This window comes from Cohnella phaseoli, assembly GCF_003386235.1.
GTDB lineage: Bacteria > Bacillota > Bacilli > Paenibacillales > Paenibacillaceae > Cohnella > Cohnella phaseoli.
The window spans coordinates 338,401-353,343 of record NZ_QRDZ01000003.1 but is presented as its reverse complement, the minus strand read 5'-3'; the positions used below and the strand labels follow the sequence as shown (position 1 = coordinate 353,343).

Sequence of the window (14,943 nt, the reverse complement as noted above, 5' to 3'; positions counted from 1 at the left end):
GATTTGCACTGGCTCACCAAAATCTATTAATTGTTTCTTCGTCCCAGATCTGAACTTCAATATACCTTTCCGGCCCTTTTTCTCCATCCTTGTTCCACTCCTGGGGCAAACCCCATTCTGCTATTAACGTAACGATTTCCGCTTTGGTGAAGATCTTCCTCCGATAAGGTTTATTATCTGGATATCTCATAGTCGGAAACAGATCACCATACGTGAAACTAATTGAGTCTTCTAAAAACTCATTCCAGTCGATAGCAATCATTTTCGGGTTCTTATACCATGACTCTAACCATCTGCATTCCCCTAAAGTCATATAATGAGGGAATCGATTTTTCGGCTTACCGCCTTTATTAATAAACTGGTTTCGGGCGATTTCCTCCAATCCTCTTCTAATCGTCATATATTCTTCTGATCGTTGGCTTGCAAAAGACCTACCTTCAAGTCTTATTTGTTCAGATACCTTGCTAGCTTCCTCAATCGATAAACTAGAGAGGTTTCGAAATGGCCCCTGTTCTGCTTCATAATAATGGTACAAGGTATAAGTCATTTCATTAGTTCCTTTGGTTTGGGGTTATCGTACTCACTCCAAATATCATCTAAAGTTGCCGTATTCACGGTGTCCTCGTCATTATTTCCACCTGTTAATGCAATATGATAGTCCCAAAAAGGAATTGAGCTTTTGCTCCCTGCCGAACAAACAATAGGATACCTTGTACTCAGAAAATGATTAACGATTGAAGATACCTCTTCTGTTGCTAGTTTTTTTTCTACACTAACGGAGTACCGTTTGGCATTGTGAATTACTATACAATAAGGAACGCTTGAAATATGATCTTTGAATTTGGCAACCAAGCCTTTCCTAAGAAAAATCGGACCTATCAAGCCCTCCCCTCCTATAGCGTAAATTTTCAGACCGGATCGAGAGGAGCAAAACGGTGCTTACTCGCTTGTTCATAGGCGTAGGCGAGTCGGAAAAGAGTTGGCTCGCTGTAGGCGGTTCCGACGAAGGTGATCCCCTGCGGCCCTTTCGTCGTATAGCCGCCTTCTGCGATGATGCCTGTCTCCGCATACCCGCCTGGTACGGTAATGACAGGATACCCAGCTCGCGCGGATAGATCGAGCCCATCCTCATTGCCCAGGAACAGCAACGCGTCAAGGCGAAATTCACCAATTGCGTGATCAATGCCTTGCTCCCGGGACATTTCACGGTTAAGACGCAAACTCTCGACGTAAGCCGGTTCAGTTAATGTGCCGCTTGTTTCATTCGACCAGATCAGCGTGTCTTGCCCGTATTTCAGCGCGACGTCACGATTCGCTTCGTTATAGGCAATGAGTTCATCTAACGTCCGGACCGAAGCGCCGGGCCCTGCTTTGGCAAGATAATCGTTCAGACCCTTTTTGAATTCGTACTGCATCACGTCCCAGTCCCACTCTGCACTCTCGCAAGGCAAAGATACCGGATCGACAATGATCGCTCCGCGTTCCTCGCAGAGAGTGATTGCCCGCTCGAGAATCTCCGCACGGGCTTCGTCCAATCCACTATAATAATGCCGCGGAATGCCAATCCTCGCGCCTTTCAAACCTTCCGGGTCTAAGAAGGGCGTATAGTCCGTATAGGCTATTCGCCCATTCCCCTGCATGGCCGTATCTTCCGGATCTACAGCAGTCATGGCTCCGAGCAAAATTGCGGCGTCTTTAACCGTACGCGTCATCGGGCCAGCCGAATCTTGGCTTTGCGTAATCGGAATGATGCCTGTACGACTGATGAGTCCAATCGTCGGCTTCAGGCCGACCAGACTATTTTGCGAGGCTGGGCTGATGATCGAACCCGAAGTTTCTGTGCCGATGGCTGCGGTACACAGATTCGCTGCAACCGCCACGCCGGAGCCTGAACTTGAGCCGCCCACGAACAACTCTCCGGGACCGTAAGGGTTAAGCGTCAGACCTCCTCTGGAGCAATACCCCGCCCACATCGTACCTGACATGAAATTAGCCCATTCCGTCATATTTGCCTTGCCGAGAAGCACAGCGCCGGCCGCCCTTAGTTGCGCAGCAACTGCCGAATCCGTCAGAGCGAAATGTTCAGCAAGAGCGATCGAACCGGCACTCGTATGCATGCGATCCCCTGTATCGATATTGTCCTTGAGCAAGATCGGAATGCCGTGCAGCGGACCGCGAACTCCGCGTTCCTGCCGCTCTGCGTCAAGCGCCACTGCGATCGTGATCGCGTCCGGATTGACTTCCAGGACCGCTTTCAGCTTCGGATTTAGCCGTTCGATCCGCTCCAAATACCAACGAACGCAAGCTTCGGATGTTAATTCTCCCGATTCCATCGCTAACTGCAGCGAAATGATGTCTGCCTCTATTAAACTATCATCTGTTATTCTACTCATTTAGAGAGATTCTCCCTTTTCAATGTATTCATAATATCTTTTAGCCCAACTACATAAACATGAGCATGATCGATTAGCAGCAGCTTGTCGCCTCTAAAATCCCGAATACTAGACTCAATCTTATCCCCGTCCTTGTTAATAAACTCTATAGAATATTGTTCCTTAAATGATCCTGCTTTAAGTAACGAATAATAATCGTGCTTACCGTATCCTTTATCAAATAAAAAATAACTATCATATTTAACAAAACCAGACGAACCAGATATTCTAGGATTAAAAAATTGGATTTGAGAATCTTTAATATTACAAAGATTAAAATCCGTATAGTAATAGAACCAGATATCATCATCTGAGATTACGTTTAATGCATAACAGTCGCAGATATCCGCTTTTGAATTCCTAAAAATTTGTTCACCGTTGATATTCCAAGCAATCAAACCTGCAGCACCGATCGGAGAATCCCAACCATAGTTGCCGAATACGCCTTCATCAAAATACCCCGTTCATAACGTGCCGTTCTTTGAAACTTGAAGATTCTGAATACCGTCTCCCAACAGGATTTCTTTTAACAACACCCCATCTAGATCAAATAACTTCCCATTAAGCTCATACTTATCTTGATTGAAGAATCTTGTTCTCGCCCCAGCTAAAAGCAACTTGTCGTTTTGAAATGGCTGAACAAAATGATAATTAAATCTCTGATTATATAGTAATAATTCGCTGACAAAGTCTTCCCCTGCGGTTAGCACTTTATAGGTGTGAGCATTTTTTGTGTTGCTTTGAACGGAAGTCCCATTTATTCTTTCAGGAATTTCATCTATAAGTAAAATGTATATGTTGTCATCAAAGCCTATTGAAGCCGACACGACTTGGAATCCATTCCTATATTCACTTATGTCGAGATAAGGCTCTATTTTAATTTTAGTTTTCCTTGTCATTTTATCTCCCCATCACTTCTGAAGTTGCCACACACTCCCTCACAGTTTTTTCAAGAACGGCAATCACTTCAGAGAAGTTAAGAATCTCCAACTCTTGTTCCTTAGCTTCGTCTTTCATTGCAAAATCGACTTCCAAATTCTTCATCAATTCTGGGAGGTACCTATAATCGATTTCTTCAATCTCAACTAACTTAACTGCCAACGGTTTAATTTCTAATGAGTAATAATCAATGAGTTTGCCATTCAATCTCCAGAAATCCCTATAATACATTAATTGTGCTTCCTTTTTATCTGGTTGTGGCAGCCACTTTATTTTCTTGTTATAGATCTCTTCTACCCAAACAACATCAGATATTAAATGGTAAAAATAACCTAAGTAAAATGGATCTTTCATATGATTCAGATATTTTTCACTGAAACCAATGTAATCAGCAAAAAACTTTCCATCGCGATCTGCTCTTATAAAATGAGAAATACTTTTAGGTGCATTCATATTTTTATGAACATCCGGTGCTATCCCACCCAGTAGAAACTGATCATCTTCAATTTGTAGCTCCTTAGCGAGCAATGATGTTATGCAATAATGCATGACTCTTGATCCCATGATCTTCTCCTTTACTTAGGCCAATATAGTCTGCTGAACTATTCGAATATTTTGCTAGTTCCATTCACTTCCAATTCAAGTTTAAACCTATTTACTGCTTCCTGATAACCAGTTTCATTTCTTTGAGTTCCATAAAATACGGCTCCAAAACCGACTTTAGCATGCGGGGTTATTGAAACGGTCATCTTCTCAAACTGGATGTTCGCAGACGAATCTAATAATAGGGGTCTAACGGTTAATTGATCTGCACTTCCATAATTAAATATCGTAATAGAGCAATTAGCCATAATTTGATCGCCTGTAGTTTGCATGCTGCACCGACTATCCTTTTTCAATAAATCGATTGACTTTATCCCTTCTGCATTATGCCTAAATAGAAACATAGCCTTCTCAGTCGCCAATGGGTAAAGAATTACAAACGCGATACAGCAAATATAAATTCGGCTTCGAATTTTAGGGTATCTCGGGCTGTAATATTTAACGCTTCCAATGATTCCTGAAATAAGAATAATTAGTCCCAGAATAACAGGCAAATGAAATCCGTTTTGATTTCCCCTAGTCCACGGCGCTATTCCAATTGACTCAAAAATTAGATCTCCAAGAGAGTAATGTAGATGAGTATTAGTTAAAACAATTAGAGCAAAAAAGATGGCGAAAATAAAAAGAGATTCTTTCTTCATCGTACACCCCATTCTTGGGAGAACTCATCTTCGAAATTAAGTAGCTCCAGCTCTTGTTCTGTGATTTCCCTATAATACATTAATTGTGCTTCCGATCATGTTCTTGTACGAAACTTATATATTTCTCGTCATTATGATCGGTCTTCCATCCAAATGAAAATGAAAATATTAAATGAATAAGAATCGTTACCGCTAAAACTGACATAAAAACTACTTCTTTGCTTTTTCTTCTGGGACTCAAAAAAATCATATTATAAGTCATCATAATAATTCCATTTACTATAAAACTTAAAATGAGAGCAAAACTTTGACCTACTACTACACTCAAACTACGCGATTCTGAATGAAATATATACATAAGTGTCAAGAAAGACGCCGCAATTATTAGCATCATCAACACTTCCGCAAATGCAATCAGCAGTTTGTAACCTGTCTTTAATTCCATTTTTGCAAGTGATGCTAGATTAAGAATATATACAAGAACGATTATACCAATCACTACTTGTATAATAGTTTCGATATGAATTGCTCCTTTTTAATTATTTAATCATTCTTCTTGATAATAATGCTTTAGAACTTCAGGTGTACTTGAGGGTTTCGGTACTAACAAGTATCTAGAAAACACTTCAACTCCCGATTTTAGTTCTTCCTCTAGAATTTCGAAAATATCAATTACTTTAATAAACTTCCAAGTAAGTTCTTCATTATATAGATTCTTATAGCTAACCTCTTCTTCCTTACCTTTATTTTCAGCAATTATATGAGCCTCATCTTTAGAATTGGCCATTATTACGAATATCTGTTCCTCATATGTTTCTGAATCATGTTTGACTAATTCTTCATGGATTACCGCTTTAAATAACAATTGTATCGAATACCATTTACTCAAGGAAACCCAACCTCCTAAATAACTAATATTACATTCAAGATAGTAGTTCCCTCCATTTTTTGATGCTTGAGCTTTAGGGCTTTGTCATCTGACTTGTTCAAATATTCTTTGCCTGAAATCTTTCCACTCCACTTTTTCTAAAGCCTCTTGAATCGGGAAAAATCCAGACTCCAAGCTTTCCGGTGTCTGAATTAGCTCCCCGCCGATTGGCTTCCCCAAGAAGAGTGTGTTACAAATTGAATTTCCGACATTTTGAAAAATACCGCAGAATCTGATGATTTCAATGTCAATTCCCGCTTCCTCTTTCGTCTCTCTTATTGCTGCATCGCTTAATGATTCCCCTTCTTCTACTTGTCCGCCAGGCATTTCCCAGCCTCTTCTAGGCCCCTTGATAAGTAATATTTCGTTGTTTTCATTTATTACTATCGCAGCCGCTGAAACAATATGCTTTGGTGGGGTCAACACTTTACTCCTCCTCAAACCATTTTTATCCCTTTGTTTATCACTTCACTTGAATTTTCTTTATATTCTGCTTGAACATACTCATAAGATACCCACTTATAGTTGTCTAACCTTAATAAGCCTGCGATTTGATTCACGGGATCCCTTTCAAAAAATTCCTCAAAATCCGAGAAATAAAAAACCTTTGTAATATCCAACGGTGTTACCACCGACAATTTATTAGGATTTTGATTGATGAGTTCAACCATACGTTCTCTATTATATTCGTCTTGGTTTATTTCAACCTCTTCTTCCCAGGCGCATTCAAAATGAAAAGCTCTTTTATTCCCATCGTAGACACTAATTGACCATCCATGATCTTCGGCATTAATTAGGTGGACTAATGTGCCTTTATTACTATTGATCAGCCGTTTATTTGGTTTGAAAATTTTTCCTTTCGGAGCAATAGTCACCCAATGGTTGCTTGCCGGATAAACATACCCCCGAAGCCAGGCCCGCTTCAACAACTCAACACCATCGTTCTGTTCTGTTGAAAAAAGATGATAGCTCTCACTAAATTCGCTCATACTTGCCCCTTCTTTCCGCTTGATCATGTATTCATAATCCCATTCCGTTCAAAACCTTGATCCATCAGCTTAATCCTCATCAAATGCCTACTTTTCTAATTCCATGTCCGTCATTATTTTCCTTTCTCTTCCTGAGCATTTTGTCATTAAATAGCGAAAAAAGCCGCGATTATTCGCGGCTTAAAAGCTCATATTCTTATTCGGACTTAATTAAATCCAGTACAGACAATGGGAAAAAACTGGCGTCTAACGCCTAAAAATTACCCTTTGATCTTCCCATTTAATCTTTTCCGCATGAATCACACCAGAATCGACATGTTCCTTTGAAACTCTGCTATACCTTATCCAAGTCTCAAACTCATCCGTAAACGGGAATCCCGCAACTTGCACTTCGTAGTCGCTCATCCAGCTCGTTCGGATCGGCATGTTGCCGGAGGGATTTATGCTTTCCGAATGGCTAATTCCTTCCCTATACCATTCATGTTCCTTGTTTTTCGGCACCCCTGGATCATTGAGACAAACGTAAAGCGACAATCTGTCGCAGAATTGAAGAATATTTAGATGAGCCTCGATCACTTTTCGATCCACATGGCCGAGTTCCGCGAGAATCTTAACCTGCTTTTGTTTTTCCTTCTCTATAAAAGACTTACTTTCAGGTGGACTCCAATTGTCGAAAAACGATACATAATGCAGGCTACACAACAACCCCGCGTATTTATTGATCTCTTCCGTCTCATCCAGCCCTTGTGTGTAGGCAATGATTTTTTCTTCTAGCGGATAATCTTGAAAAGAATAAGGGCTATGAGTGTCCGGATTCACTTGATATTGCGGGTCCAACCGAATCCAGCTTCTATCGTGTTCATAAACGGCAGTTACTACATCTGGAATATTCGCATTAAGAAATAGCTCCTTATTCATATTGCTGCATATGTCACCTGATAATTTTGCGTGCTCATGCTGATGGATAAGAATAAATCCTTCTTCATGTTTGCGAATAATCATAGGCTTCACCGCTTTCTCGCATTCGGTATTTAAATCATCAGTACATTAAGCTCTTTCTATTGGAAAATACAACCACAACCCCTCGTCAGTTTCACCCGGCTTATAAAATTCATGAACCGCTCCGACGATTGAATAATTATTGCTTGGGAGATACTCCGTAATCATGTATCTAAATTTCTCGTCATATGTGTCCAGATTGCATTGAATGATTGCATACTTGTAAGCAGGAATTACCCATCTCGCCCATCCCGCTGGAGCGTTGCAGTTATCTATAACTTCACAGCCAGCCAAATATTTCCCTTGATCCGTCCATCGCTCAAAACTTTCCGAAATATCGCTCATCGCTCCCCATAGTCCAACTAGATTTCCCTCATTGTCCTTCTTCGCTAAATCACGAATCTCATCAAAGTTATGATTGGCCTTCTCCCAAAGAACAGGAATCCACTTACCACCTTCAGCAGCAAGACCTTCACCCAGCTTCCCAATAACCGAAAACGAATCTCTATATTCAATTTGAACAGGCATCTTCTTGCCTCCTTGATCTCTTCTATATCCTAGTATTCATCTATCCAAAGATCATTAAGTTAAGGAACAAGATGATTATCGAAAATAATAAGTATTTCAAAAATCTAAATTTCAATTCCAAAATATTTTTCACTTTTTCAATTCTTGTATAATATATAAGATTTCCAAAAATCAAGGTTATTGTAATTACGACAGTGGTTAATAATCCTATTTCCTTATCAGGCGATGACCAGCTTGCCACAACTGCGACTACTGCAGAAATCAAAAAAACAATAAAATAGTACTTAATTCTTTCTCCAAAGATAAATCGGGACCTGTTCTTTATGCCCTCAATCAAACTCCAGATAGAAGTGAGCAACAAAGCTGCCAATAGTATCCCAACGACCACAAAAATAAGAAAACCACCCCGCCTCATAAACACATATATAATAAAGCTCCTCGCCGGTTTCTTCTAACATTATATTAACTGAATTGTGAACACTCACATTGTAAGCTTTTTACTTATCAACCTGTTATCTTTGTTTTCCAGCATTAGCTCCAATCAATAAAACAGATAATTAATCACAAAAACAAACACCAATATAACTACAACAATAACCGCAAAACCTAATAGCCCGTACCGCAGAGTATCTTTATAAGGTTCTGGCGATTTCTCCCCACAATGCGGGCAAAACTTGGCATTTGAAGAAACAGGTTTCTCACAGACACGACAACTGATTAATGTAGCCATATAATCTCCTTCTTTTCTTTAGATGGGAATAACCCAGTACATTGATTTTAATCGTATCTCCACGTCAGCTGCCCTTTTCTTATTTTCGCTGCATATATAATTTGTCCGGTATGGTAATGAACCTCTCTAACCATCGCTATCATCAGATTCAGAACCGTCGTCTCATTATTTACTTGACTATGTGTTAGGGGCGGCCGCTCGATAAAAGGCTGAGATAACAACAAATCAGGCTTCGCTCTCAGATGTTCAAGATATTGAATTATGATATCGAATGCTTCCTTGGTCATGCCGTAAGCCTGCTCGTTGGACATTTTCAGCCCGCGTTCAAATTCCCGATCCCTGTTCCTGGTGTCCGGGATATCCCGAAAAATAGTTTCAATTCTTGAATGAACGCACCCGTGAATATGAGCAACCAAATTCGCTATGCTATTGCTATCCGCGTTCGAAGACCACATTATATCCTCATCCGTCAGCTGCTCAATCGCTTGAAGAGTCCATTTCCTTTCCGACTTAAATTTAACCAGCATACTCTCGATTACTTCGGACGCTATTTCCATAGGCACACTCCTAAAAATGATAAATAACTTCCGTTAATTGCCGTCATCTTATTTTACCAAATAACCCTAAACATAGGTGAAAATAAAAAAAAGGCCTATCCTATTGATTGCCCCATTCTCTCGATGCGTTACCTTCCTATGCGTTACACTCTTCCCATCCCACTAAGAATCCGTTACATTAAGAAAGGGTCCAAATAACACGCACTTCGTAAAAATAACCCCTTCAGGAGGACTTCCGCAACGATGCACCCGAGATCCGAATTGACGCAACAGTTACAGCAGCGACAAGACGAACCGTCCGTCCGAAGCAAGCACCTTATCTTCGCGGTCGCGACGATTCTGTATTGGACGACTCTGTATATATACGTGCCGATCCTAAGTCCTTATCTCCATGAACGGGGATTATCGTTGGGCTGGATCGGCTTTATTCTTGGCAGCTACGGCATTACGCAGATCATTATCCGGTTTCCTCTCGGCATCTACTCGGACGCGATGACTCGCCGCAAGCCGTTTCTGATTATCGGAATGCTGGCGGGGCTCGTTAGCTGCCTCTTTTTTCTGCTGCCGGGGACATGGGGCGGACCTTTAGCCGGACGGTTAATGGCGGGCGTATGTGCAGCGGCTTGGGTTCCTTTCACCGTGCTGTATGCTTCCTATTATCCGTCCAACCAGACCCATCAGGCGATGGGTACGCTTAGCTTCCTGACCGTATTCGGACAGCTCACCGGGATGAGCCTTAGCGGATGGCTCGCCTACTCTGGCGGCTGGGATACCGCTTTTCTTTCCGGAGTTGGCGTTGCCGCGGTCGGTACGCTGGTCGCACTCTTCGTCTACGAACCGCAAGCGCAGTCGTCAAAACCGGCCAAATCCGCCGCCGCGACAATCGATAAAACCATCGTCGCCAAGGTGCTGCGTTCACGGTCGCTATGGCTCGTTTCGACCCTTTCCGTGCTCGCGCACGGCATTCTCTTCATTACGATGTTCGGCTTTACACCGCTGCAAGCGGTCGAACTGGGCGCCAGCGAAGCGCAGCTTACCGGCATCGTCATTGCGTTTATGGTTCCGCACGCTCTTGTCTCGCTCTGGAGCGGACGCTATCTCGCTCCCCGCTTCGGTACGCGCGCTACCATTGTCATCGGCTTCCTGCTCGCTGCCTGCTTTACTGCCGTTATCCCGTTCACTCAGAGCCTCGCCGTTCTGGCTCTGACGCAGGTGCTTAACGGATTCGCCCAGGCGATGTATTTCCCGCTCCTGCTCAGCTTGGCCATCCGGAGCTTTCAAACCTCCGAACGAGCGACCGCTATGGGACTGTATCAGTCCGTTTACTCGCTTGGCATGTTCCTCGGCCCTTATATCGCAGGCGGACTTAACGCCATTGGCGGCCTGCAAGCAGGCTTTCTTTTCGGTTCGGCCCTTGGCGTAGCAGCGGCTCTCATCGTATTGCTGAACAAACGGCTTGAAGACTAGCTTCAAGCCGTTACGCTCTCTATCTCCAGCTCTTGAACTCGGCCTTGCCCACGTTCATCTTAAATGACCCATCCTCATAGAGCAGCGGGCTTTTTTCCGTGAACCGTTTGGAATATTGCTCTACGTGGCTGACTTTCATCTCCGACGGGGACGTAAAATCGATATGCGCGATAGCGACCCAATAAGAGTAGTTGTTTTTCTCGTACAGGGAAGACACGACTTGCTGCCCTTGATGGTTATCGACGACAGCCCTCGCTTTCATGGAATAGAAGCTGCCGATTCCATTGCTAATTGCGCTATACGCGGCGAACAACACATATTTCAGCTCTTCCGGCTTATGGATCGTAATCGTTTCTTGGCCTTTTCCTTTAGAATCTCCATCGAGCTGAATGTACGGAGATTTTTGCGGCGATCCCATGTTGCGATAATAAATCTTTCCTACCTCATTGTTTGCCGTCACATAGAAACAATAGAGATCCAAATCTTTGGCGGATTCCCACTCCAACCTTGCCGTAACCTTGCCCGATTTCCGAATGTTTACGCTGCCCTGTTTCTCCAAGCTCACCTTACTAAGCTGTACAGGAGAAGAGCTCTCTGCCGCAGGTGCAGGTTTGTGAACAGGTTCCGGAGGCGATTTCTCGATCGGAGCCGCCGGTTTTGTCACGGGTTCCGCTGCAGCCGCAACCTCCTCTTCGACCTCCAGTCCGAAATTGGTCACCAGCTTTGGCAACCCGCCGTTAAACCCGCTGCCCACCGCATTGAACTTCCAATCGCCTTTATGTAAGTAAAACTCTCCCACGACAATCGCGGTTTCCAGACTAAGGTCCTCGCCAAATCGAAAATCGCCCAACTGCTCGCCGCTGCCGCAATCGGTAATCGTGCACGCCGCTTCGGACACCAGACCGAAGGATTTTCCGATTATTTCGCCGTCATGAATCGTCAGCGTGATCGCAATCCGCTCAATATCTGCCGGAATCCGCGAGATGTCGATCCGGATTACCTCGCGAATGTCTCCCGACTGCTGGGCGTGAACGATAGCCCCATTCCGGCTCTCTTGTTGCCCGTAGAAAATAAAATCCTCGTCGCGGACGCACACTCCGCCTGCATTTAACAGAAATGCCGAGGCGTTAATATCAATCTCCGAATCTGCGGAACGCCAGCTCAGTCCAAATGAAATCGCGCTAACGCTTCTTCCCTTGGTGAGATCCGCTTTTTGACCTTTGGCTAGGATCAATTCTCTTTCTCTCCTCCCGGATAATCATCACTCTATTACCAGATTATATCATACATCGTACTCCCATTTCGTATTTTACGAGCAATTCCGACAACGAAAGAGACCGTCTCATCTGCAAAAGCCAAGTTGCCTTTGCCAATGAAACAGCCTCTTTCGTCTCTTAAACGTTAACGCCCTAACAGCCACAGTCCACAAGCGAGCAGAGCGCCTCCAGCCGCCAACCCATAATCCCGGAGCCGCCATTTCATTTGCTGCGTATGAACAACAGCCTTCCCGTCTCCTACGCCCCTGCTTTCCAGCGCAAGCGTCACCTCGTCCCCAAGGCGAAACAATGCCAGTAAAAAAGGGAGAGCAATATCTCGCAGTCTTCGGACAAAAGCGACGGGATTTCGCGCCATTTTTTTGCCGCGGGCTCGGATTATTTTGGCGAAGCGTTCCCATAGCTCCAACAGCACCGGCACGAAACGCATCATAAGCGTCACCGCCAAAATCCCTCTCTGCGCCCACAGCGGGCTCGCGTTTCGAAACGAAGTCATTCGCTCCAGCGACCGTCTTAACGACAAGGGCGACATCACCAGCGGGATGGCCAAGCCTAACAGCAATATCAACAGGGTACGTGTAAAAGCAAACGACGTATCGGCAAAAGCTTCCCCACGCAGCGCCCAATCTCCTCCCGCACCCGAAGCAAAAATTGCCGAAGTGAGGATCGAGAAAATCGCGTAGTTGGCAATTACTCCTCGCCAGCGACGCAACGACACGCGGCCGGCGAGCAGCAAGGCGGCAACCGCTGCTGCCCCAATCGCGATTCCGCTCCAATCTCGCAATGTAAAAAGCCCGACGCTGATCAGCACGTACGCCAGCCAGATCGAGCGGGGATCGAATCCCGCCAGGCGATGCCGAATTCCGCGCTCACGACTTGGCGAGTCGGCTACAGGAGACTGAACCTCCACAGCAGCAGCGCTCTCGGCCGCTTCACCGCGTTCGTTCTCGGAAGGCCACGCCATTGCTGCCGCTAGCGGGTCTCCCAGACGGTCCAGCCGCGCCCCGCTGAGCCACAGCCGATGGACCGTACGCAGCCATGCCGGCACGCGCATTCCCGCTTCCGCCAACCACTCGGGATGCTGGATCAACTGCTCCCGGGAACATAGCCGCAGCATCCCTGCACAATCAAGGAGCAGCACCTCGTCGGCGAGCGGCAGCGCCCAGTCGGAATCGTGCGAGACAAGCACGACTCCGCTTCCCTCGGAACGGAGCTCCTTCAGCTTGCGCGCAATAACCAGATGTCCCGCGCCGTCCAGCCCCGCCGTCGGCTCATCTAGCAGCAGCCACGGCGCGGGAGCGGCGAACACCGCGGCCAGCGCCGTTCGGCGCCGCTCTCCGCCGCTCAGTAAATACGGATCTCGAGCCAACCATTGCTCGCTCTCCCAACCTACCGCACCAAGCGCATCTCCTCGACGCTCCGCTTGCACCTCCGGCGGCAGCCGATACGGTCGCAGCGAATAATCGAGTTCGTCGCTAATGCTGCGTGCGAACAGCCCCTCTTCCGGCGACTGGCTCGCATAGCTGTAGCAGAGCAGCGCCCGCTCGTTCAGGCGCAGCCGACCTCTGCCTATCCCGCGGCGTCTCATCCAAAGCGCTTCCTGCCCGTAGGTTGCCTGCAAGCCTTCCGGGGGGCGCAAGCCGGCGATTTTCTCAAGCAGCGTCGATTTACCCGCGCCATTCGCTCCCATCAGCAGAACGATTTTGCCCGGAGTTAAAGTCAACTCTTCCAGACGGCCCTCTCCGGCCCCTTCCTCGCCGCGCCGCCAGCGAATCCCCTCCAGCCGAAGCGGAATTCCGTGCGGCTTTATAACCTTAGCCATGACCCGCGTTCCCCCACACTTGTTCCCATTCCCGCTCCGTCATCGGCAGCGGATCGCGCAGCTTGCCCAGCTTTCTCAGCTCTAGCGCCAGTTCCATCAAATAAGGCAATCTAAGTCCAGCCCTGAGGCACGGGGATAATGGCCATAAGGCGCTGTCGGCATGCCCCATATCACTCTCACTGGCCCCGCCCCCCTCCATCCTCTCGCCGTTCTCGGCTTCTTCTGTCCCTAGCCAGCCTCTCTCAGCTTCTGCCCTCGCCGAACCATACAGAAACTCGCGTCCGTCGCCATCGTACACGATACGGCCTTCTTGAACCGCGACGACGCGATCGTCCGGACTGAGCTCGTCCAGCCTCTGAGTCACCCAGACAACGGCGGTTCCGCACGAATGAAGCTCTCTGGCCCTGCGCATGACTGCATCCCGATTGTCCTCATCCAGCATCGATGTGGCTTCGTCCATAACAAGAAGCGGCGAAGAGAAAGCCGTTGCCGCCGCGAACGCAGCCATCTGGCGCTGCCCCCCGGATAGCCGCTCCCACGATTCATCCGCCAGAGCCGTCAAACCTGCGCTACGCAATGCCTGCTCCGCGGCCTCAACCATCCGTTCCGCCGGAACGTTTCGCCATTCCAATGCGAATACAATCTCTTCGCGCGGCGTTTCACCGAACAGCTGAGCCTTCGGCTGCTGCAGCACGATTGGGCTGACTCCCTCGCCTGCGAACCCGCGCCGGATAACGCCGCTCATTCGTTCGGGCAACAGCCCCGCCAGCAGTCGAGCCAGCGTCGATTTACCGCTCCCGTTTACGCCGACAACGGTCAGCCATTCCCCGGCCTTAAGCGTCAACGACGCCGCCCGCAATCGTACACCCTGCTCATCGGTCTCGTCTTCTCCATAAATCGTAACGCGGTCTATTTCAAGAGGCTCAATCCCCTGTCCATAATCGATCCGGCCAGGCCTCGAATCCTTCTCTACTGTATTCCCAATTGCCGCATTCCACACCGGACGGTTCTCGCTCACGTAAAAATCCCTCTTT

General features: G+C 46.4%; 18 protein-coding genes. 1 reads left to right on the top strand and 17 read right to left on the bottom strand.

What is annotated here, in order from left to right:
- Positions 1-13 precede the first annotated feature (13 nt).
- The 14 genes from DFP98_RS05870 to DFP98_RS05795 form a co-directional block, all read right to left on the bottom strand.
- Positions 14-547, bottom strand: a complete 534-nt coding sequence (locus DFP98_RS05870) for a hypothetical protein (RefSeq protein ID WP_116059616.1) — start codon at positions 545-547, stop codon at positions 14-16.
- On the bottom strand, positions 544-882 hold the full coding sequence (locus DFP98_RS05865) for a hypothetical protein (RefSeq protein ID WP_116059615.1): 339 nt from the start codon (positions 880-882) through the stop codon (positions 544-546). Before DFP98_RS05865 ends, DFP98_RS05870 begins: the two co-directional genes overlap by 4 nt.
- A 26-nt stretch (positions 883-908) precedes the next feature.
- The gene (locus DFP98_RS05860) at positions 909-2,393 is read right to left on the bottom strand and encodes an amidase family protein (protein ID WP_116059614.1); all 1,485 of its coding nucleotides are present in this window, start codon (positions 2,391-2,393) and stop codon (positions 909-911) included.
- Complete coding sequence (locus DFP98_RS05855) at positions 2,390-2,830, bottom strand: hypothetical protein (RefSeq protein WP_116059613.1); 441 nt, start codon at positions 2,828-2,830, stop codon at positions 2,390-2,392. Before DFP98_RS05855 ends, DFP98_RS05860 begins: the two co-directional genes overlap by 4 nt.
- Before the next feature lie 66 nt (positions 2,831-2,896).
- The gene (locus DFP98_RS05850) at positions 2,897-3,331 is read right to left on the bottom strand and encodes a hypothetical protein (RefSeq protein ID WP_116059612.1); all 435 of its coding nucleotides are present in this window, start codon (positions 3,329-3,331) and stop codon (positions 2,897-2,899) included.
- 1 nt (position 3,332) lies between these two features.
- Positions 3,333-3,935 (bottom strand): hypothetical protein, encoded by a 603-nt coding sequence (locus DFP98_RS05845; RefSeq protein ID WP_116059611.1) that lies wholly within the window; start codon positions 3,933-3,935, stop codon positions 3,333-3,335.
- A gap of 38 nt (positions 3,936-3,973) precedes the next feature.
- The gene (locus DFP98_RS05840; RefSeq protein WP_116059610.1) at positions 3,974-4,615 is read right to left on the bottom strand and encodes a hypothetical protein; all 642 of its coding nucleotides are present in this window, start codon (positions 4,613-4,615) and stop codon (positions 3,974-3,976) included.
- 547 nt (positions 4,616-5,162) lie between these two features.
- A complete protein-coding gene (locus DFP98_RS05830; RefSeq protein WP_181917503.1) occupies positions 5,163-5,504 on the bottom strand; it encodes a DUF4288 domain-containing protein in 342 nt (113 codons plus the stop codon).
- Between the two features lie 84 nt (positions 5,505-5,588).
- Positions 5,589-5,966 (bottom strand): NUDIX hydrolase, encoded by a 378-nt coding sequence (locus DFP98_RS05825; RefSeq protein WP_181917502.1) that lies wholly within the window; start codon positions 5,964-5,966, stop codon positions 5,589-5,591.
- Between the two features lie 14 nt (positions 5,967-5,980).
- Positions 5,981-6,559, bottom strand: a complete 579-nt coding sequence (locus DFP98_RS05820; protein ID WP_147310133.1) for a hypothetical protein — start codon at positions 6,557-6,559, stop codon at positions 5,981-5,983.
- 219 nt (positions 6,560-6,778) lie between these two features.
- Complete coding sequence (locus tag DFP98_RS05815; protein ID WP_116059605.1) at positions 6,779-7,534, bottom strand: DUF3891 family protein; 756 nt, start codon at positions 7,532-7,534, stop codon at positions 6,779-6,781.
- A 45-nt stretch (positions 7,535-7,579) separates the two neighbouring features.
- Entirely contained in the window at positions 7,580-8,059 is a 480-nt protein-coding gene (locus DFP98_RS05810) for a GyrI-like domain-containing protein (protein WP_116059604.1), read from the bottom strand.
- 541 nt (positions 8,060-8,600) lie between these two features.
- Positions 8,601-8,789 (bottom strand): zinc-ribbon domain-containing protein, encoded by a 189-nt coding sequence (locus DFP98_RS05800; protein WP_116059602.1) that lies wholly within the window; start codon positions 8,787-8,789, stop codon positions 8,601-8,603.
- A 47-nt stretch (positions 8,790-8,836) separates the two neighbouring features.
- On the bottom strand, positions 8,837-9,346 hold the full coding sequence (locus DFP98_RS05795; protein WP_116059601.1) for a DUF1572 family protein: 510 nt from the start codon (positions 9,344-9,346) through the stop codon (positions 8,837-8,839).
- A gap of 243 nt (positions 9,347-9,589) precedes the next feature.
- Between DFP98_RS05795 and DFP98_RS05790 the strand changes: the two genes are divergently transcribed.
- Positions 9,590-10,813: an MFS transporter gene (locus tag DFP98_RS05790; RefSeq protein ID WP_116059600.1), complete on the top strand. Its 1,224-nt coding sequence runs from the start codon at positions 9,590-9,592 to the stop codon at positions 10,811-10,813.
- Between the two features lie 19 nt (positions 10,814-10,832).
- Here the strand turns inward: DFP98_RS05790 and DFP98_RS05785 are convergent, their stop codons facing one another.
- From DFP98_RS05785 to DFP98_RS05775, 3 genes are all read right to left on the bottom strand, one after another.
- Positions 10,833-12,047 (bottom strand): TerD family protein, encoded by a 1,215-nt coding sequence (locus tag DFP98_RS05785; protein WP_116059599.1) that lies wholly within the window; start codon positions 12,045-12,047, stop codon positions 10,833-10,835.
- A 167-nt stretch (positions 12,048-12,214) separates the two neighbouring features.
- Positions 12,215-13,909, bottom strand: coding sequence for an ATP-binding cassette domain-containing protein (locus tag DFP98_RS05780; RefSeq protein WP_116059598.1), 1,695 nt, complete (start codon positions 13,907-13,909; stop codon positions 12,215-12,217).
- Entirely contained in the window at positions 13,902-14,927 is a 1,026-nt protein-coding gene (locus DFP98_RS05775; protein WP_181917501.1) for an energy-coupling factor ABC transporter ATP-binding protein, read from the bottom strand. Before DFP98_RS05775 ends, DFP98_RS05780 begins: the two co-directional genes overlap by 8 nt.
- Positions 14,928-14,943 lie beyond the last annotated feature (16 nt).